This window comes from Pseudomonas sp. 9.2(2024) (assembly GCF_039695385.1).
Classification (GTDB): Bacteria; Pseudomonadota; Gammaproteobacteria; order Pseudomonadales; family Pseudomonadaceae; genus Aquipseudomonas; species Aquipseudomonas paraglycinae.
The window spans coordinates 1758092-1777880 of record NZ_CP155585.1 but is presented as its reverse complement, the minus strand read 5'-3'; the positions used below and the strand labels follow the sequence as shown (position 1 = coordinate 1777880).

18 protein-coding genes and 1 riboswitch are annotated in these 19789 nt (G+C 62.4%); of the genes, 14 read left to right on the top strand and 4 right to left on the bottom strand.

From position 1 onward, the window contains the following. The first annotated feature begins 127 nt into the window (after window positions 1-127). Genes ABFB52_RS07980 through ABFB52_RS07965 form a run of 4 tightly spaced genes read left to right on the top strand, consistent with a single transcriptional unit; the run spans window position 128 to window position 4169 of the window. Window positions 128-1105: a tripartite tricarboxylate transporter substrate binding protein gene (locus tag ABFB52_RS07980; protein WP_011332896.1), complete on the top strand. Its 978-nt coding sequence runs from the start codon at window positions 128-130 to the stop codon at window positions 1103-1105. Between the two features lie 56 nt (window positions 1106-1161). Further along, entirely contained in the window at window positions 1162-1620 is a 459-nt protein-coding gene (locus ABFB52_RS07975; RefSeq protein ID WP_102685961.1) for a tripartite tricarboxylate transporter TctB family protein, read from the top strand. A 1-nt stretch (window position 1621) separates the two neighbouring features. Beyond that, window positions 1622-3136 carry a tripartite tricarboxylate transporter permease gene (locus tag ABFB52_RS07970; RefSeq protein ID WP_011332894.1) on the top strand — a complete coding sequence of 505 codons (1515 nt, stop codon included), beginning with the start codon at window positions 1622-1624 and terminating at the stop codon, window positions 3134-3136. Next, complete coding sequence (locus ABFB52_RS07965; protein ID WP_129972863.1) at window positions 3129-4169, top strand: AbrB family transcriptional regulator; 1041 nt, start codon at window positions 3129-3131, stop codon at window positions 4167-4169. The genes ABFB52_RS07970 and ABFB52_RS07965 overlap by 8 nt, the downstream gene beginning before the upstream one ends. 151 nt (window positions 4170-4320) lie before the next feature. On the opposite strand, the gene ABFB52_RS07960 is transcribed toward ABFB52_RS07965, so the two are convergent. Further along, window positions 4321-4674, bottom strand: coding sequence for a hypothetical protein (locus ABFB52_RS07960; protein ID WP_129972864.1), 354 nt, complete (start codon window positions 4672-4674; stop codon window positions 4321-4323). Window positions 4675-4833: 159 nt separating this feature from the next. After that, complete coding sequence (gene ung, locus ABFB52_RS07955; protein WP_085605867.1) at window positions 4834-5529, bottom strand: uracil-DNA glycosylase; 696 nt, start codon at window positions 5527-5529, stop codon at window positions 4834-4836. 132 nt (window positions 5530-5661) lie between these two features. Here ung and ABFB52_RS07950 point away from each other — a divergent pair, with 132 nt between their 5' ends. Beyond that, on the top strand, window positions 5662-6774 hold the full coding sequence (locus ABFB52_RS07950) for an enoyl-CoA hydratase/isomerase family protein (RefSeq protein WP_129972865.1): 1113 nt from the start codon (window positions 5662-5664) through the stop codon (window positions 6772-6774). A 52-nt stretch (window positions 6775-6826) separates the two neighbouring features. Here ABFB52_RS07950 and ABFB52_RS07945 read toward each other — a convergent pair whose 3' ends face one another. Then, window positions 6827-7228 carry a hypothetical protein gene (locus tag ABFB52_RS07945; protein WP_074691080.1) on the bottom strand — a complete coding sequence of 134 codons (402 nt, stop codon included), beginning with the start codon at window positions 7226-7228 and terminating at the stop codon, window positions 6827-6829. A 178-nt stretch (window positions 7229-7406) separates the two neighbouring features. Continuing rightward, window positions 7407-7670, bottom strand: coding sequence for a hypothetical protein (locus ABFB52_RS07940; protein ID WP_129972866.1), 264 nt, complete (start codon window positions 7668-7670; stop codon window positions 7407-7409). Between the two features lie 283 nt (window positions 7671-7953). Beyond that, window positions 7954-8054: riboswitch (guanidine-I (ykkC/yxkD leader) on the top strand. Window positions 8055-8117: 63 nt separating this feature from the next. Between ABFB52_RS07940 and ABFB52_RS07935 the strand changes: the two genes are divergently transcribed. The 9 genes from ABFB52_RS07935 to ABFB52_RS07895 all read left to right on the top strand — a co-directional run bounded on the left by ABFB52_RS07935 (window position 8118) and on the right by ABFB52_RS07895 (window position 19785). Further along, on the top strand, window positions 8118-9185 hold the full coding sequence (locus tag ABFB52_RS07935; RefSeq protein ID WP_129972867.1) for a putative urea ABC transporter substrate-binding protein: 1068 nt from the start codon (window positions 8118-8120) through the stop codon (window positions 9183-9185). A gap of 18 nt (window positions 9186-9203) precedes the next feature. Then, window positions 9204-10019, top strand: coding sequence for an ABC transporter permease (locus tag ABFB52_RS07930; RefSeq protein WP_102685956.1), 816 nt, complete (start codon window positions 9204-9206; stop codon window positions 10017-10019). Next, complete coding sequence (locus ABFB52_RS07925; RefSeq protein ID WP_129972868.1) at window positions 10016-10804, top strand: ABC transporter ATP-binding protein; 789 nt, start codon at window positions 10016-10018, stop codon at window positions 10802-10804. Before ABFB52_RS07930 ends, ABFB52_RS07925 begins: the two co-directional genes overlap by 4 nt. 13 nt (window positions 10805-10817) lie before the next feature. Beyond that, the gene (locus ABFB52_RS07920; protein ID WP_129972869.1) at window positions 10818-11543 is read left to right on the top strand and encodes an urea amidolyase associated protein UAAP1; all 726 of its coding nucleotides are present in this window, start codon (window positions 10818-10820) and stop codon (window positions 11541-11543) included. Between the two features lie 11 nt (window positions 11544-11554). Continuing rightward, on the top strand, window positions 11555-12196 hold the full coding sequence (locus ABFB52_RS07915) for an urea amidolyase associated protein UAAP2 (protein WP_103386816.1): 642 nt from the start codon (window positions 11555-11557) through the stop codon (window positions 12194-12196). 279 nt (window positions 12197-12475) lie between these two features. Beyond that, window positions 12476-16108 carry an urea carboxylase gene (gene uca, locus ABFB52_RS07910; RefSeq protein ID WP_129972870.1) on the top strand — a complete coding sequence of 1211 codons (3633 nt, stop codon included), beginning with the start codon at window positions 12476-12478 and terminating at the stop codon, window positions 16106-16108. 24 nt (window positions 16109-16132) lie between these two features. After that, window positions 16133-17905 (top strand): allophanate hydrolase, encoded by a 1773-nt coding sequence (gene atzF / locus ABFB52_RS07905; RefSeq protein ID WP_129972871.1) that lies wholly within the window; start codon window positions 16133-16135, stop codon window positions 17903-17905. Window positions 17906-18073: 168 nt separating this feature from the next. Further along, the gene (locus ABFB52_RS07900; RefSeq protein WP_129972872.1) at window positions 18074-19561 is read left to right on the top strand and encodes a sensor domain-containing diguanylate cyclase; all 1488 of its coding nucleotides are present in this window, start codon (window positions 18074-18076) and stop codon (window positions 19559-19561) included. Window positions 19562-19566: 5 nt separating this feature from the next. Further along, window positions 19567-19785, top strand: coding sequence for a cysteine-rich CWC family protein (locus ABFB52_RS07895; protein ID WP_129972873.1), 219 nt, complete (start codon window positions 19567-19569; stop codon window positions 19783-19785). Window positions 19786-19789: the final 4 nt, after the last annotated feature.

Here is a 19789-nt window from a genome sequence, read left to right as displayed (position 1 = left end):
TCGCTTGTCAGCGCCATCGTCGGCTGCGCGGCGTTCAACCCATCCGGGTCTGAGCCTGTCAGCCTGCGCGCGCGAAACTGCCGCACCTGAAACATCCCCAAAAACAACAACTCCCGTGGAGACACTCATGAACCGATCCCTGCGCCGTTTCGCCCTCGCCGCCGGTTGCGTGCTGTTCGCCGGCCAACTGATGGCCGAACCTAAACGTCCGGAATGCATCGCCCCCGCCTCCCCCGGCGGCGGTTTCGACCTGACCTGCAAACTGGCGCAAAGCGCGCTGGTCAACGAAAAACTGCTGACCAAACCGATGCGCGTGACCTACATGCCCGGTGGCGTCGGTGCGGTGGCGTACAACGCCGTTGTGGCGCAGCGTCCGGCCGATGCCGGCACGCTGGTGGCGTGGTCCAGCGGTTCGCTGTTGAACCTGGCCCAGGGCAAGTTCGGTCGGTTCGATGAAACCAACGTGCGCTGGCTGGCCGCGGTCGGCACCAGCTACGGCGCCATCGCGGTGAAAAGCGATTCGCCCTACAAAACCCTCGATGATCTCGTGCAGGCGCTGAAGAAAGATCCGAGTTCCGTGGTCATTGGCTCCGGCGGTACCGTCGGCAGCCAGGACTGGATGCAGACTGCGCTGATCGCCAAAGCCGCCGGGATCAACCCGCGCGACCTGCGCTACGTCGCCCTCGAAGGGGGCGGCGAGATCGCCACCGCCCTGCTTGGCGGTCATATCCAGGTCGGCAGTACCGACATTTCCGACTCTATGCCGCACATTCAGAGCGGTGACATGCGCCTGCTGGCCGTGTTTGCCGAGAAACGCCTGGACGAGCCGGAAATGAAGGACATTCCTACCGCGCGCGAGCAAGGCTACGACATCGTCTGGCCGGTGGTGCGCGGTTTCTACCTCGGGCCGAAAGTCAGCGATGAAGACTACGCCTGGTGGAAAGACTCCTTCGACAAACTGCTGGCCTCGGAAGACTTCGCCAAGCTGCGTGATCAGCGTGAGCTCTTCCCGTTCGCCATGACCGGTCCCGAGCTGGACACCTACGTCAAGAAACAAGTGGCGGACTACAAGGTGCTGGCCAAAGAGTTCGGCCTGATTCAGTGATCGTCTCTGTCTAGCGTCCATGGCCCTCTCGCCGGGGCCATGGCAGGAGTTCCCTCATGCTTATTCAACGCATTTTTGCCTCAGTGCTGTTGCTGGCCTGCGCCGGCCTGGCGCTGATGGCGTGGCCGTATCAGGCGGCTTTTTCCTACGAACCGGTCGGTCCTCGGGCATTCCCTCTGTTGATGTTGGGCCTGATGAGCCTGGCGCTGCTGTACATGGTGTTTCGCCCGGCGCCGATCAAACACAGCGATGACGAGCCGCCGCTGGATCGCGAAACCCTGACCAAGATCGCAATCTGCGTCGCCTTGCTGCTGGTGTTCGCCGGCTTGTTCGAACCACTGGGCTTCATCCTCAGCAGCATTCTGATCGGCATCCCGATGGCGCGCCTGTACGGCGGGCGCTGGGTGCCCAGCGTCATTGTCACGACGCTGATGGCGATTGGTTTGTACGTGTTGTTCGACCGCGTGATGGACGTTCCGCTGCCCCTCGGCCTGCTCGACGTTCTGGAGAACTGATATGGATACTCTCGGTTATTTGGGTCAGGGCTTCGGCGTCGCGCTGAGTCCGTACAACCTGGTCACGGCCCTGACCGGCACGCTGATCGGCACCGTGGTCGGCTTGTTGCCGGGCCTGGGCCCGATCAATGGCGTGGCGTTGCTGATCCCGATCGCATTCGCCCTCGGCCTGCCGCCGGAATCGGCATTGATTCTGTTGGCGGCGGTGTATCTGGGCTGCGAATACGGCGGCCGGATCAGCTCGATCCTGCTGAACATTCCGGGCGAAGCCTCCACCGTGATGACCACCCTCGACGGTTACCCGATGGCCCGCAAAGGCCTGGCCGGTGTGGCGTTGTCGTTGTCGGCGTGGAGTTCGTTCATCGGCGCCTTCATCGCCACCTGCGGCATGGTGCTGTTCGCCCCGCTACTAGCGAAATGGGCGATTGCCTTCGGTCCGGCGGAATACTTCGTGTTGATGGTGTTCGCGATTGTCTGTCTCGGCGGCATGGCCGGTGACCGACCGGTGAAAACCTTTATCGCGGCGTTGATCGGTCTGTTCCTGTCCAGCGTCGGCATCGACGCCAACAGCGGTGTGTACCGTTTCACCGGCGACAACATTCACCTGACTGACGGCATTCAGTTCGTGGTGCTGGTACTGGGCCTGTTCTCGGTCAGCGAAATCCTCCTGCTGCTGGAAAAAACCCATCGCGGCCAGGAAGCGGTGAAAGCCACCGGGCGGATGATGTTCAACTTCAAGGAAGCGGCGTCGGTGTTCGTGGTGAACATCCGTTGCGGCCTGCTCGGTTTCATCATGGGCGTGTTGCCGGGTGCCGGTGCGACCCTCGCCAGCGCCGTGGCCTACATGACCGAGAAACGCATCGCCGGCGCCAGCGGCAAGTTTGGTCAGGGCGACGCCCGCGGCCTCGCCGCACCGGAAACCGCCATCGGCGCCTCCGCTTGCGGCGCGCTGGTGCCGATGCTGACCCTCGGCGTTCCGGGTTCGGGCACCACGGCGGTGATGATCGGCGCTCTGTCGCTGTACAACATCACCCCCGGCCCGCTGCTGTTCCAGCAACAGCCAGACATCGTCTGGGGCCTGATCGCCTCGCTGTTCATCGCCAACATCATGCTGGTGATCCTGAACATCCCGATGATCCGCATCTTCACCCGCATCCTCGCCGTGCCGAACTGGGCACTGGTGCCGGTGATCGCGATCATCACCGGGATCGGCGTCTACGCCGTGCATGCAACCACGTTCGACCTGTTCCTGATGGTCGGCATCGGCATCTTCGGCTACATCCTGCGCAAACTGGATTTCCCGCTGTCGCCAGTCCTGCTGGGGTTCATCCTCGGCGGCCTGATGGAGCAGAACCTGCGCCGGGCGCTGTCGATTTCCAACGGTGCGCTGGAGATTCTCTGGTCGAGCCCGATCACCTTCGGCGTCTGGGTGCTGACCGCGATCATGTTGCTGATGCCGCTGCTGCGTATCTGGCGCAAACGCTCGGCCGCGCAACGCGCCGTTGCCGATGTCTGATCGGCTCTCCCTCAAAACCTGGTGGGGAACCCCGCTGGTCGGTCTGCTTGGCGGTTTCATCGCCAGCCAGATCGGCTGGCCGCTGCCGTGGATGGTCGGCTCGTTGCTGGCGATCATCCTGGTGCGCTGCCTGACCCCGTGGCAATTGACAGAAATCCCTGGCGGCCGCAAGTGCGGCCAGTGGATCGTCGGCATCGGCATCGGCCTGCACTTCACCCCGCTGGTGATGGAGCAGGTACTCAGCCACTTCGGCCTGATCTTCTTCGGCGCACTGGTCACCAGCCTCTCGGCGGTGGTCGGCGTGTGGCTGATGCGCCGCACCGGCGAGGATCGCGCCACGGCATTTTTCTCCAGCATGCCCGGCGGCTCCGGCGAGATGGTCAACCTCGGCGCCCGCAACGGCGCGCTGCTCAGCCATGTCGCGGCCGGGCAGAGTCTACGGGTGCTGGTGGTGGTGTTGTGTGTTCCGGCGGCGTTCAAGTATCTGCTGGGTGACGGCACCCCGATTTCACACGCCGGCAGCGTCGATTGGCGCTGGCTGGCGATTCTTTTTCCGGCGGGTGGCCTGCTCGCCTGGCTCTGGCAACGTTTGCGTCAACCCAACCCTTGGCTGTTCGGCCCGCTGCTGGTCAGCGCGGCGGTGAGCATCGGATGGGATCTGCACATCGGTCTGCCCAATGGCGGCAGTCAGATTGGCCAGTGGTTGATCGGTAGCGGCCTGGGTTGCCACTTCAACCGGCAGTTCTTCCGCCGCGCACCATCGTTCATGGGACGCACGTTGATCGGCACGGCGCTGACCATGTTGATCGCGACACTTGCGGCATTGGGGCTGAGTGCACTGACCCATCTGGATCTGCGATCGCTGACGCTGGGCATGATGCCCGGCGGGATCGCCGAGATGAGCCTGACGGCGGAAACCCTGCAACTGTCGGTGCCGCTGGTGACGGCGATGCAGGTGATGCGGTTGTTGTTCGTGTTGTTTCTGGCGGAACCGTTGTTCAAGTATTGGAATAGAAACGGGGAATGTCCGTAAGTCATGTAGACGCCCAATACGCTTCAAGACCGGAGAAGCATGACTTGAAGCGTATTCTTAGCCCAATCAGGAAATATCGAATTTCCCCATCATCACTTCTACCGTTTTACCAGACGCGCCGATGCGGCCTGTCAATCGAAACTCCAAGGCTTTATAAACGGGTACCTCCGACGACTTCAGTGAGCGTGATCTCTCCACCAATCGCTCGGTAGTACTCTTCGCCATTACCCTCATCAACGAAGAAATCTACGTCAATACTGCCGGGCCCGAGAGCGTGCTTGCCACTCGCGAGATCTTTTGGAAGCTTAAAAATAAGCGACGTAAAATAGCTATCGGTATCGATACGACCACCTGCAGCGAAATAGTTGTCGTCATCGTGGAGAAAAACATCTTGAGTGTCGATAACGTTTCGTGGGTCATCTTGATCAAACCGCGTAGTTCTTGCAAAAAGACTTCCCGACGCCTTCGGAAAGGACTTTACATCCTTGATTCTCAAATCTGTCATGACGATCTCCCGCTCCAATGTTTAACAGCGCACTCGACTGTGGACGCCGACTGCATAACTAAACGCGGGTTTCGCTTTTATATCTACTGTCAGAAATAACAGGTCGATGAAGCAATCCGACGGGCGGCTCTCACCACCCGAGAGACCTCAGAAGATTAATTAAACAACCGACGGCAGGCGCCATTCGATCGGCGCTTCGCCGTTCTGCTCCAGAAATTTGTTGGTGCGGCTGAAGTGCCCGCAACCGAGAAAGCCACGATAGGCCGACAGCGGCGACGGATGTACCGACGTCAGCACCAGATGCTTGGTGGCGTCGATCAGCTTCTGTTTGCTCTGCGCATGAGCGCCCCAAAGCATGAACACCAGATGCGGTTGCTGCTGGCTGACCACCTCAATGATCCGGTCCGTAAAGAACTGCCAGCCCTTGTCCTTGTGCGCGTTGGCATTGGCGCGTTCGACGGTCATGGTGGTGTTGAGCATCAACACGCCCTGATCGGCCCAGCTCTGCAAGTAGCCGTGGTTGGGGATGTCGATGTTCAGGTCGCGCTTCAGCTCTTTATAGATGTTGACCAGCGACGGCGGCGCCGGCACGCCCGGTTGCACCGAGAAGCACAAGCCGTGGGCCTGACCCGGGCCGTGGTACGGGTCCTGGCCGAGGATGACCACTTTCACCTTGTCCAGCGGCGTCGAATTCAGCGCGTTGAAGATCATCGGGCCCGGCGGATAGATTTCCTTGCCGGCCGCCCGCTCCTGCTGCAGAAAAGTGCGCAACTCTGCCATGTAGGGCTGGTCGAATTCGGCACGCAGTGCCTCCTTCCAGCTCGGTTCGAGTTTGATACGGTCGTCAGCAGTCATGGTCATACCCGGCAAAAACAATGGGGCGAACCCTAGGAAAGCCGACCACGCTTGTCAATTGATCTGACGCAGATCCGGCACTTTCCCACACAGCGATCATACTGATCGTTCAATTTCCCGATCGAGGTCACGATGAATCTGCACTTCGAAGAACTCACCGGCACCGACGGCGCGCGCATCGGCGTGGCCACGCTGGATGCCGAAAAGTCGCTCAATGCGCTGTCCCTGCCGATGATCCACGCCCTGAGTGACAAATTGAACGCCTGGGCCAAGGATCCGCAAATCGTCTGCGTGCTGCTGCGCGGCAACGGCGCCAAGGCCTTCTGCGCCGGCGGCGAAGTGCGCAGCCTGGTGGAAGCCTGCCGAGCCCATCCCGGCGAAGTGCCACCGCTGGCCGCACAGTTCTTCAACGCTGAATATCGGCTGGATTACAGCCTGCACACTTACCCGAAACCGTTGATCTGCTGGGGCCATGGATATGTGCTCGGCGGAGGCATGGGCCTGCTGCAAGGCGCGAGCATCCGGATCGTCACGCCGAGCAGTCGTCTGGCGATGCCGGAAATCAGCATCGGCCTGTACCCGGACGTCGGCGCCAGTTGGTTCCTGTCGCGTCTGCCGGGCAAGCTCGGTCTGTTCCTTGGTTTGACCGGCGCGCACATGAACGGCCGCGATGCGATCGATCTGGACCTGGCCGACCGCTTCCTGCTCGACGAACAGCAGCAGGAACTGATCGACGGCTTGTTGCAGTTGAACTGGCAGGAACAGACCGCCATGCAGCTCAACAGCCTGCTGAAGGCATTGCAGCAGGAAGCCGTGGCGCAGATGCCCGAGGCGCAATGGCTGCCGCGTCGGCAGCAGATCGATGAATGGCTGGATGTCAGCGACGTGACCTGCGCCTGGAAAGCCATCAGCCTGCATCGGGACAGCAGCGACCTGTTGATTGCCCGTGCGGCGAAGACCATGAGTGAAGGCTCGCCATTGACGGCGCATCTGGTCTGGGAACAGATCATTCGTGCCCGCCACTTGTCGCTGGCCGAAGTCTTTCAGATGGAATACACCCTGAGCCTCAATTGCTGCCGGCATCCGGAGTTCAGCGAAGGGGTTCGGGCGCGGCTGATCGACAAGGATCACAAACCGCACTGGCACTGGCCGGACATCGCCCGGGTGCCGGACGCGGTGGTCGAGGCGCACTTTCACAAGGTGTGGGAGGGGCGGCATCCGTTGGCGGATCTCTCCAGCTACTGAAATACGGGCACAAAAAAAGCGGCGCTCAATGCGCCGCTTTTTTGCGGGGGGGTTACCAGCGGTTGCCGTGTCGGTTGTAATCGCCGCGTCCACTGTGACGGTCGTAGTTGCCACGACCCCGGCGATCATCCCAGCCGCCGCGACGGTGGTCGTCCCAGCGTCCGCGATCATGACCGTGCCAGCGACGGTTCTCGTAGTAACGCGGAGCCGGTTGGTAGTAACGAGGCGCCGAGTAATAGCGTGGAGCCGGTTGGTAATAGCGTGGTGCTGGCTGGTAGTAGCGCGGCGCCGAATAATACGTGCTGCCGCCGCTGTAATAGGTGCCACCGCTGTAATACGAAGGTGCCTGCGATGTGTAGACCTCTGAGCTGTAGTAGCCATCTCCGTAGGAATAAGGGACGCATCCGCCAAGGGAAAAAAGCATCACGGTAAACAGAAGAATTCGGCGATACATGGCGGCCTCCTGGACCGCGGGTAGCCACACCAGCGACGCTGGCAGGCGTCAGTCTTTCATTCGGCGACTGACGAAATATCTGACAGCGATTTCGGCATCCGGTGCGTTTCTGCAACAACTTGAAACAAGTGATTGATGAAACCTTGTTCATGCAGAAACGCCGTCATTCAGCCGCTGATTAGTGGCGACCACCGTGGTATCCGCCGCCGTGATAACCCCGTCCGTAACCGCCGCGATAGCCATGGCCGCCGTAGTAATAGCGGGCGCCGCCGTAGTAACGCGGGCCGTAATAACCACCGTAGTAATAGGGTGAGTAATAGCCGGGATAGTAATAGGGCGTGGAGTAAACATCGTAGCCGCCGGCGTAGTAGTAACAACCGGACAGCCCTAGACCGAGCACTGCTCCCAGCAGCACCCGACGCAGCAATTTTGAAATACGCATGGCGGCCTCCTGAAAGACCTGTGACAGCAGTCGGCACAGACCGGCTGACACCAGATTTGACTGGCGGACCGGCAGCGAGTGCCCAACCCTCACGAGCATCGGATCAGCGGCCATCGCGCTGCATCACGGTGCAAGCGCGCACCAACACAAAGCGTCGCCCGCACCCGCCAACTGGGCCCTGCTACCCGCAAGCCACGTCGCAGACGGCTCGCCGCGACTTGGCACGCCTCTCGCTTTAACAAACCCGTGCAGGAGTCATCACAGGTTCGCGGCACCACAATTTGCAATGGCTGACTAGGGTTCCGGCTCGCATCTGCGAGTGGCTGGTCCGAGAGTTGGCGACCTCCAGTTGAGGTTACACGGCGGGACAAAAGCCCGGGAGACAAGCCACCGTTCGCGGTGCCGCGTTGCCTTCCTGTCCGCCCTCGATCAACTGGAGAAGCCACCATGTCCCGACTACGTTTACCCGCCCTGCTCGCCGCCGCGTTCGCCGCGCTCGTCAGCACCCAATCCCCCGCCGCGCAGAAAGACCACTTCAGTGTCTGCTGGACGATCTACGCCGGCTGGATGCCATGGGAATACGCCGGTAGCCAGGGCATCGTCGACAAATGGGCGAAGAAGTACGGGATCAAGATCGATGTGGTCCAGCTCAACGACTACGTCGAATCGATCAATCAATACACCGCCGGTCAGTTCGATGGCTGCACCATGACCAACATGGATGCGCTGACCATTCCGGCCGCCGGTGGCGTCGACAGCACCGCGCTGATCGTCAGCGACTTTTCCAACGGCAACGACGGCATCGTCCTCAAGGGCGAAGGCAAGAAAGTCGCCGACCTCAAGGGCATGGACGTCAACCTGGTCGAACTGTCGGTCTCGCATTACCTGCTGGCCCGCGCGCTGGACTCGGTGGACCTGACCGAGAAAGACCTGAAAGTGGTCAACACCTCCGACGCCGACATTTCCGCCGCCTTCAACACCGAGCAGGTCAACGCCGTCACCACCTGGAACCCGATGCTTTCGGACATCAAGGCCAAACCCGGTGTGACCGAAGTCTTCAACTCCAGCCAGATCCCCGGCGAAATCATGGACATGATGGTGGTCAACAGCGCCACCCTCAAAGACAACCCGGCGCTGGGCAAGGCGCTGACCGGCGCGTGGTTCGAAGTGGTCGATTTGATGAACGCCAGAAACGCCGCCGGCAAAGCCGCGCTTGAGCACATGGCCAAAGCTTCGGGCACCGATCTGGCCGGATTCCAGGCGCAACTGGACACCACCAAACTGTTCGCCACGCCGAAAGAAGCCCTGGCGTTCGCCACCAGCAAGCAACTGCCGGAAACCATGCGCAAAGTTGCCGAGTTCTCGTTCCAGCACGGCTTGCTCGGCGAAGGCGCCAAGGACACCAGCGCCGTCGGCATGACCTTCGCCAACGGCGTGACCAGCGGTGACACAGGCAATCTCAAGCTGCGTTTCGATCCGACTTATGTGCAGCTGGCCGCCGACGCCAAGCTGTAAGCCACGGAGGATTTGGCCATGCGCCTGATCAATCGTCACCCGGATCGACCGAGTCGCCTGTTGCTGGTGATCCTGCCCTTCGCCCTGGTGCTGTTCGCCTACTTCATGGGCTCGGCCGAGCGCCTGGCGGACAACCCCAACGACAAACTGCTGCCCAGTGCGGTGCAGATGAGCGATGCGGTCAAACGCCTGGCATTCAATGCCGATAGTCGAACCGGCGAATACCTGCTCTGGCAGGATACCGCGTCGAGTCTCGGACGCCTGGCCATCGGCCTCGGCATCGCGGCGCTGGCCGGGTTGTGCCTGGGCATGGCGGCCGGCACCCTGCCGCTGTTCGGCGCACCGTTGTCGCCGATGCTGACGGTGCTGTCGATGGTGCCGCCGCTGGCCATCCTGCCGATCCTGTTCATCGTCTTCGGCCTCGGCGAGCTGTCGAAAGTGATGCTGATCGTGATCGGCATCACCCCGGCCCTGGCCCGAGATCTGGAACAGCGCGCCCGGGACATCCCCGTCGAACTGCTGATCAAGGCGCAGACCCTTGGCGCCTCGACCTGGACATTGATGCTGCGTGTGGTGCTGCCGCAACTGTTGCCGCGTCTGCTGATCTCGCTGCGGCTGATGCTCGGTTCGGCGTGGCTGTTCCTGATCGCCGCCGAAGCCATCGCCTCCACCGACGGTCTGGGCTACCGGATTTTCCTCGTGCGCCGTTACCTGGCGATGGACGTGATCCTGCCGTACGTGGTCTGGATCACCCTGCTCGCCTGGCTGATGGATTGGGGCCTCAAATACCTGACCCGTCGGGCATTTCCCTGGTATGAGGGGGCCGCCAAATGAGCTTCATCACGGTGAAAAACGTCTGGCAGCAATACGCCGACCAAGTGGTGCTCGAAGGCCTGAACCTCAACGTCAACGAGGGCGAGTTCTGCACGCTGGTCGGTGCTTCGGGCTGCGGCAAGTCGACCTTCCTGCGCCTGCTGCTGGGGCAGGAAACCGCCAGTCGCGGCGAGATTCTGCTCGACGGCCAGCCGCTGGCCCGAGAGCCGGATGCCAGCCGTGGCGTGGTGTTCCAGCGTTACTCGGTATTCCCGCATCTGAGCGTGCTGGACAACGTTGCGATCGGCCTGGAATTGCCGCGCGCTCCGCTGCTCGGGCGCTTGTTCGGAAGCGCGAAAAAAGACGCCCGCGAACAGGCCTCGGCGCTGCTGCACAAAGTCGGCCTCGGCCATGCGCTGGACAAGTACCCCGCGCAGCTCTCCGGCGGCATGCAACAGCGGCTGGCGATCGCCCAGGCGCTGATCATGAAACCGCGGGTTTTGCTGCTCGACGAACCGTTCGGCGCGCTCGATCCGGGCATTCGCAAGGACATGCACGCGCTGCTGCTGGCGCTCTGGCGCGAAACGCAACTGACCGTGTTCATGGTCACCCACGACCTGTCCGAAGGCTTCAGCCTCGGCACCCGCCTGCTGGTGTTCGACAAGGTCCGCCTCGACCCGCACGCCCCCGGCGCCTATGGCGCCCGCATCACCTACGACATCCCTTTAAACAGCGACCGTCGCGCCCAACGCGCCGCCGTCGACGCCCTGCCCGCCGCGTTGGCCGGCACGCTTCGTATTGCCTGAGAGGACTGCTCCCATGACTGATTCGACCCAACTGTTTCCACCCTTCGCCGAAGAAACCCTGCCCGGCGGCGGCCACCGTTCCTTCGTCCTTAAACGCGGCCAGTTGCTGCGCCTGACCGACCTGCGCGGCGGTGCCAACGTCAGCCTGACCTTGCTCAACGCCAACGAGAAAACCGAGCGCCTGAACCTGCCCGACAGCCTCAAGTGCCAACACACCGCCAAGCTCACCACCGGCCATTGCCTGTACTCGGACATGGGTCGGGTGCTGGCGGCAATCACCGCCGACACCTGCGGCTGGAGCGACAGCCTCGGCGGTGTACTGTGCGCCGAGGAAGTCGCGGAAAAATACGGTCAGGGCCGCTATCAGGAACTGCGCAACGGCTTCTTTCGCAACGGCACCGACAACCTGCTGGTGGAGCTCGGCAAGTGGGGGCTGGGCCTGTCCGACCTGCTGATGACCCTCAACCTGTTCAGCCGGGTCAACGTCGATGACAACGGGCGTTTGCACTTCGTCGAAGGCCACTCGCAGGCCGGTGACTACATCGAACTGTATGCACCGATGGACACCCTGGTTGTGCTCACCGCCCTGCAACATCCGCTGGATCCGTCGCCGCAATACGCCCCCAAACCGCTGAAGCTGAGTTGGATGAACGCCGACCCGAGCGTCGCCGAGCACTGCCGTACCTCGCGCCCGGAAAACGAGCGCGGCTTTATCAACACCGACCGTTTGTTCGCCTGAGGATCGTCGCCATGTCAGTTGCTATCGCCACTTCGCAAAAACAACCCGACACTGCGGTGTACCGCGCCACCATTCCCGCCGGCGAACCCTGGCTGATGGAGGTCAAGGCCGGCCAGACCCTGCGCATCCTAGACCTGGAAGGCAATCAGGCAGTCGATACGCTGTTCTACAGCCTCGCCAATCCACGTGAACGCTACGACGTGCAACGCACATTGCGCCGGCAGAACAGCGTGTACCTGAGCACCGGCAGCGTGTTGTATTCCAACCTTGGCAAACCGATGCTGACGATCATCGCCGACACCTGCGGCCGCCACGACACCCTCGGCGGCGCCTGCGCGCAAGAGAGCAACACCGTGCGCTACGCCCTGGAAAAACGCTACATGCACAGCTGCCGCGACAATTACCTGCGCGCCTGCGCCCACGACGGGCGCCTGGGCAAAGGTGACATCGGGCCGAACATCAATTTCTTCATGAACGTGCCCGTCACTGCCGAGGGCGGCCTGACCTTCGAAGACGGGATTTCCGCGCCGGGCAAGTACGTCGACCTGCGCGCGGAGATGGACGTGATCGTGCTGATCTCCAACTGCCCGCAATTGAACAACCCGTGCAACGCCTACAACCCGACACCTGCGGAGCTACTGGTATGGAACTGAAATTCGTCCGTCTGCGCCGTTGGCTTTTTGCCCTGTGCCAGGCCCGTTCCGGCCAGTGTCTGAAATCCCCAAAACACCCCTGAACCCTGTGGGAGCTGGCTTGCCAGCGATGGCGTCGGCACAGCCAACATTGATGATGACTGACACACCGCCATCGCAGGCAAGCCCGCTCCCACAAGGTCAATGGTGACTTTCGAATTGTGATTTTGCCGTCGGGGACGACCCCGGCGCTCATCGAAAAACTGCGGGACGGCCCGCATCCCCTTCAGGGGTTTTGCCATGTTCAAAAAAGTCCTGATTGCCAACCGTGGCGCGATTGCCTGCCGCATTCTGCGAACCTTGCGTGAACTGCACGTCGAAGGTGTCGCGGTGTACTCCGAAGCCGATGCAGCCAGCCTGCACATCCTGCAAGCCGAAGAAGCCCACAGCCTCGGCGAAGGCGCAGCGGCCGGCACCTATCTAGCCGTGGACAAGATTCTCGCCATCGCCAAAGCCAGTGGCGCCACTGCGATCCACCCCGGCTACGGCTTCCTCTCGGAAAACGCCGCGTTCGCCGAAGCCTGCGCCAACCATGGCATTGCCTTCATCGGCCCGACACCGGAGCAACTGCGAGTGTTCGGCCTCAAGCACACCGCACGGGCCCTGGCCAAACAGCACGGCGTGCCGATGCTCGAAGGCACCGAACTGCTCGACAGCCTCGATGCTGCACTGATTGCCGGCGCGCAGGTCGGTTATCCGGTGATGCTCAAAAGCACTGCCGGTGGCGGCGGCATCGGCATGCGTGTGTGCCGTAACGCCAGCGAACTGAGCGAGTCGTTCGAGGCAGTGAAGCGCCTCGGCCAGAACAACTTCAGCGACGCCGGGGTGTTCATCGAAAAGTACATACAGCGTGCACGGCATCTGGAGGTTCAGGTCTTCGGCGACGGCCATGGCGAAGTGATCGCCCTCGGCGTGCGCGACTGCTCGGTGCAGCGGCGCAACCAGAAAGTCCTCGAGGAAACCCCGGCGCCGAACCTGCCCGAAGGCATGGCGGATGAGCTGTGCGCCGCGGCGATCAAACTGGCCAAAGCGGTGAATTACCGCAGCGCGGGCACCGTCGAATTCGTCTTCGACAGCGATGCCCAGCGCTTCTATTTTCTGGAAGTGAACACCCGGTTGCAGGTCGAACACGGCGTTACCGAACAGGTGTGGGGCGTCGATCTGGTGCGCTGGATGATCGAGTTGGCGGCCGGTGACTTGCCGCCGCTGGCCGAGTTGTTCGCAGGCCTGCAACCGCAGGGGCATGCGATTCAGGCGCGGCTGTATGCCGAGGATCCGGGGCGCGATTTCCAGCCCAGCCCAGGCTTGCTGACAGCGGTCGATTTCCCCGTCGCCGATGGCCGGCATCTGCGCATCGACACCTGGGTCGAGGCCGGTTGCGAGATCCCGCCCTACTTCGATCCGATGATCGCCAAAGTCATAAGCTGGGCGCCGACCCGCGAACAGGCCCGCGCCGATCTGCATCAGGCGCTCGGCGACAGCCTGCTGTACGGCGTGGAAACCAACCGCGACTACCTGCGGCAGATTCTGCTCGATGCGCCGTTTGCCAGCGGCGAGCCCTGGACCCGTTGCCTGGAAGGCCTGGTGTACCGGGCCAACACGTTTGAAGTGCTGAGCGCCGGCACCCAGACCAGCGTCCAGGACTACCCCGGTCGCCTCGGCTACTGGGCGGTCGGCGTGCCACCTTCGGGGCCGATGGACAGTCGCGCGTTGCGTCTGGGCAATCGTTTACTGGGCAACGATGAAGGCGTGGCGGCGCTGGAAATCACCATGAGCGGGCCGTTGCTGCGCTTCAATTGCGATGCGGTGGTGGCCGTGACCGGCGCACCGATTGCCCTGACACTCGACGGCCAGCCGCAGGCGATGAACACCGCCCTGCTGATCCCGGCGGGCAGTCAATTGCATCTGGGCAATCTGCCGGGCGCCGGGGCCCGCAGCTACCTGTGCCTGCGTGGCGGCGTGCAAGTGCCGGATTATCTGGGCAGCAAAAGCACCTTCACGCTCGGTCAGTTTGGTGGTCATGGCGGACGGGCTTTGCGCGCCGGTGACGTGCTGCATCTGGCGGCCCTGAGCGACCGCAGCGCCGGGCAGACATTGGCGCCCCATCACGTCAGCGAATTACCTGCCGTGCGCCGGATCCGCGTCATCTACGGCCCTCATGGCGCGCCTGAATATTTCACTGAAAACTACATCGGCACCTTTTTCGCCACGCAATGGGAAGTGCATTTCAACTCCAGCCGCACCGGCGTGCGCCTGATCGGGCCGAAACCAGAGTGGGTGCGCGCCGACGGCGGCGAGGCCGGGCTGCATCCCTCGAACATCCACGACAACCCCTACGCCATTGGCGCCGTGGACTTCACCGGCGACATGCCGGTGATCCTCGGCCCGGACGGCCCGAGCCTTGGCGGTTTCGTGTGCCCGGTGACGGTGATCGAGGCCGATCTCTGGCAACTGGGTCAACTCAAGGCCGGGGACAAAGTGCAGTTCGTGCCCGTCGATCTCAAGACCGCACGCGATCTCGCCCTCAATTGGGACACCTGTGGGAGCTGGCTTGCCAGCGATGGGGCCCGAGCAGACACCGAGTCAACTTCATCGCTGGCAAGCCAGCTCCCACAGGCCCTGGTTTCGCCTGTGGTTCTGGAATTGGGTCAGTACGACAAGCGGCTGGTCGGGCGTGTGTCCGGCGATACCCATCTGCTGCTGGAAATCGGCGCGCCGGAACTGGATCTGGTCCTGCGCTTTCGCGCCCATGCCCTGATGCAGGCGCTGGAAGGCAAAAACCTGCACGGCGTGATCGACCTGACACCGGGCATTCGTTCTTTGCAGATCCACTACCAGCCCGAACAATTGCCGCTGGCCGATCTGCTCGGCATCGTCGCCGGTGAATGGGATGCGGTGTGCGCCGCCCAGGACTTGCAAGTACCGTCGCGCATCGTTCATCTGCCGCTGTCCTGGGACGATCCGGCCTGCCAGTTGGCGATCGAGAAATACATGACCACCGTGCGCAAGGACGCGCCGTGGTGCCCGAGCAATCTGGAGTTCATCCGCCGCATCAACGACCTGCCGAACCTCGACGAGGTGCAGCGCACGGTGTTCGACGCGAGCTATCTGGTGATGGGCCTCGGTGATGTGTATCTCGGCGCACCGGTCGCCACGCCGCTCGACCCGCGCCATCGGCTGGTGACCACCAAGTACAACCCGGCGCGCACCTGGACCGCCGAGAACTCGGTGGGCATCGGCGGCGCCTACATGTGCGTCTACGGCATGGAAGGCCCGGGCGGTTATCAGTTCGTCGGGCGTACCTTGCAGATGTGGAACCGCTATCGCGCAGTCGCCGCGTTCGACGGCAAACCGTGGCTGCTGCGGTTTTTCGATCAGATCCGTTTCTACCCGGTCAGCGCCGAAGAACTGCTGCGCATCCGCCGGGATTTTCCCCTCGGGCGTTTCGACCTCGACATCGAACATAGCCAGCTCAACCTCGCCGACTACCAGGCCTTTCTGCAACGCGAAGCCGAGACCATCGACGCCTTCCGAACGCAGCAACAGGGTGCCTTCCAGGCTGAGCGCGAACGCTGGATCGCCAGTGGCCAGGCGCACTTCGACAGCGAAGAAGCCGTGCCGGACAGCAGCGAAGACACACCGCTGACCAGCGGCCAACAAAGCATCGACAGCCACATCGCCGGCAACCTCTGGCAGGTGCAGGTCGAGGTCGGCAGCCGCGTGGCGGCCGGTGATGTGCTGGTGATTCTGGAGTCGATGAAGATGGAAATCCCCGTGCTCGCGCCCATGGCCGGAGTGGTGCAGGACATTCGCGTGCAGCCGGGATCGGCGGTGCGTGCCGGACAACGGGTCGTGGTGCTGGAACTCGACTGAAACCATTTGCCAAAGGATCAACCCATGAATCTGCAACTCGATGCCCTGCGCCAGACCTACCACAATGGCGACACCACACCCCGGCAATTGCTGTTGGCGTTGCGGGAAAAAGCCGCTGCGCTGAACCCGGACTATCACCTGTTCATCCATCTGCTCAGCGCCGAAGAACTGGAACCGTATCTGGCCGCCCTCGACGGTCGCGACCTCGACAGCCTGCCGTTGTATGGCGTGCCGTTTGCGATCAAGGACAACATTGATCTGGCCGGTGTCCCGACCACCGCTGCATGCCCGGCGTTCGCCTACGTACCGGAGCGTTCGGCGACCATCGTCGAGCAGCTGCTGGCGCTGGGCGCGATTCCGCTGGGCAAGACCAATCTCGACCAGTTCGCCACCGGCCTCAACGGCAGCCGTTCGCCTTACGGCGCCTGCCCGAACAGCGTGTTGCCGGAGTATCCGTCCGGCGGCTCAAGCGCCGGCTCATCGCTGGCCGTGGCGCTCGGCGTGGCCAGTTTCGCGTTGGGCACCGACACTGCCGGCTCCGGCCGGGTGCCGGCGGCGTTGAACAATCTGGTGGGCCTGAAGGCCAGCAAAGGGCTGATCTCCACCGCCGGCGTGCTGCCGGCCTGTCGCACGCTCGATTGCGTCACCACGTTCACCGCAACGGCCCGGGAAGCCAGTCAGCTGCTGGCGCTGACCGCGCGCCTCGATCCGAGGGACGAATACAGCCGCAGTAATCCGTCATGGAACGACGGCACCGCGTTCGGCGTACCACGGCCGTTTCGCTTCGGTGTACCGCGCGCGCAAGACCTGGCGTTTTTCGGCTGTGAGGAAGGCCCGCTGCTGTTCCGCGATGCCATCGACGGTCTGAAAGCTCTGGGCGGTGAAGCTGTCGAGCTGGACTTGTCGCCGTTCCTCGAAGCGGCGCGGTTGCTCTATGAAGGGCCGTGGGTGGCCGAGCGCTACAGCGTGGCCGGCGAGTTGATGGAAGAAAATCCCGAAGCAGTGCTGCCGGTGATCCGCGCGGTGCTGGCCAAAGCACCGGCCGTCAGCGGCGTGCAGACGTTCCGTGCGCAATACCGCCTGCAAGCGCTGAAAGCCGTTTGCGATAAAGCACTGGAAGAACTCGACTGCGTGCTCACGCCCACCATCGGTCGTCCGGTGACGCTGGCGGAACTCGACGCGGAACCGGTGCTGCGCAATTCCGAACTGGGCTACTACACCAACTTCATGAACCTGCTCGATTACGCCGCCGTCGCCGTGCCCAGCGGTTTCATGGCCAACGGGCTGCCGTGGGGTGTGACGCTGTTTGGCCGGGTGTTCACCGATCAGTACTTGCTGGGTGTTGCCGATGCATTGCAGCGCCAGCAGGATCGCGCGCTGCCGACGCCGAACAATCCGGCGCGCCATGACCGTGCACGACTGGTGGTCTGCGGCGCGCATCTGGACGGGCTGGCCCTGAACTGGCAACTGCGCCAGCGCGACGCACGCCTGATCGAGGCCACCTACAGCTCGAAGGACTACAAACTCTATGCCCTGGCCGGCGGCCCGCCGTTGCGCCCGGGCATGCTGCGCGTGGCCGAAGGTGGCGTGGCCATTGCAGTGGAAGTCTGGGAGTTGCCGAGCAGTGAACTGGGCTCGTTCCTGACCGGCATCCCGGCACCGCTGGGACTGGGCAAGGTGCAACTGGCGGATGACCGTTGGGAAAGCGGATTCATCTGCGAACCCTACGGCCTGGAAGGTGCAACCGACATCAGCCATTTGGGTGGGTGGCGAGCATATCTGCAAACCGGAAACTGATCCGAACAGCGGCCCCCTTTCGTTCCGGGAGGGGGCTGGATGAGCAAGCCATTCTCCAGACACCCCTGCCCGGCTGATCCCCCCGCATTTCAGGCACAAATCCCGCAGTCTTTTCCCCGCCGTGCCACTAGAATGCTGCCCATCGGGTCACTGTCAACGGAATTGCCAATGCCGCTCAGATCTGCGTTTCACTCCCAACGTTCGCTGGTACTGACCCTCGTCGCCCTGCTCGGCGCAGGTTTCCTTGCTACTTCGCTGCTCAGCTACTACGCCTCGCGGGCGTCGATCCGCGACAACATCGTCAACACCGAACTGCCGCTGACCTCCGACACGGTGTACTCGGAAATCCAGAAAGACCTCGTCAGACCGATCCTGATTTCCTCGATGATGTCCCGCGACACCTTCATGCGCGACTGGGTGGTGAACGGCGAGAAAGACAGCGACCAGATGACCCGCTACCTCGACGAGGTCATGACCCACTACGGCGCCTACACCGCGTTTTTCGTCTCCAACAGCACCCAGACCTATTACCACGCCAAGGGTGTGCTCAAGCAGGTGAAGATCGACGAACCGCGCGACGCCTGGTACTTCCGCGTACGCGACATGAAGGATCCGTACGAGATCAACGTCGACCCGGATCTGGCCAACAAAGACAACATGACCTTCTTCATCAACTACAAGGTCTACGACTACAACAATCGCTTCATCGGCGCCGCCGGCGTAGGGCTGACGGTGGATGCAGTGATCAAGCTGATCGACAAATATCAACAGCGCTATCAACGCAGCGTTTACTTCGTCGATACCTTCGGCCGACTGGTCTTGACCGGCGCCGAGGGCGGACCGGAAGGGGCGCGGGTCGGGAAAAGCCTGACCGACCTCGAGAGCATGAAAAGCCTGGTCAGCCAGCTGCCCAAACCCCACAGCGGCAGCTACGAATATTCCACCCACGGCCAAGGACATTTCCTCAACGTGCGGTTCATTCCGGAGCTGAACTGGTACCTGTTTGTCGACAAACGCGAAGACGGCGCACTGAGCGAAATCCGCCAGTCGCTGTACCTCAACCTGCTGATCTGCCTGCTGGTGACGCTGATCGTGCTGGCCCTGGTCAACCGCTTGATCCGCCGCTATCAGGAAAAAATCCACGCCCAGGCCACCCTCGACAGCCTCACCGAACTGCCCAACCGCCGCGGCTTCGACCTGCTCGCCGTGCAAGCGCTGCACGAAGCGCACCGTGAGCCGAAACCGCTGACCGCGCTGCTGCTGGATCTGGATCACTTCAAAGTCTTGAACGACACCTACGGGCACATGGCCGGCGATCAGGTGTTGATCGGGTTCGCCCGGGACCTACAAAGCTGCCTGCGACATTCCGACATCGTCTGCCGTTGGGGCGGTGAGGAATTTATCGTGCTGCTGAAGGACACCGACGGCGAGACCGGTCAGAAGATTGCCGAGAAGATCCGCCAGCACGTCGAACAGCATGAATATGCCTACAACGGTCACAGCCTGAATCTGACTGTCAGCATCGGCGCCACCACCCTGCAACCGGATGACACCTTGCACAGTCTGCTGTCCCGGGCCGATCATGCGATGTACCGGGCCAAACAGACCGGCCGTAACCGCACCTGCGTGGAAATGCCTCACTCAACCTATGCCTGACACTCATGACCAAACCTGACCTCTGCCCGGCCTGCGGCGCCCGCAACGACTGCACCCTGGCCGACCCGCGCACCGCCGACCGCGCCTGCTGGTGCTACGGCGTTTCCATTGATCCGGCAGTGCTCGAAGCCCTGCCGGCGGAGCTGCGCGACAAGTCCTGCCTGTGCCCGCGCTGTGCCCAGGTCGAGGCGCAACTGCAAGCGGCCAGGCCGTCGATCCCGTAAGATG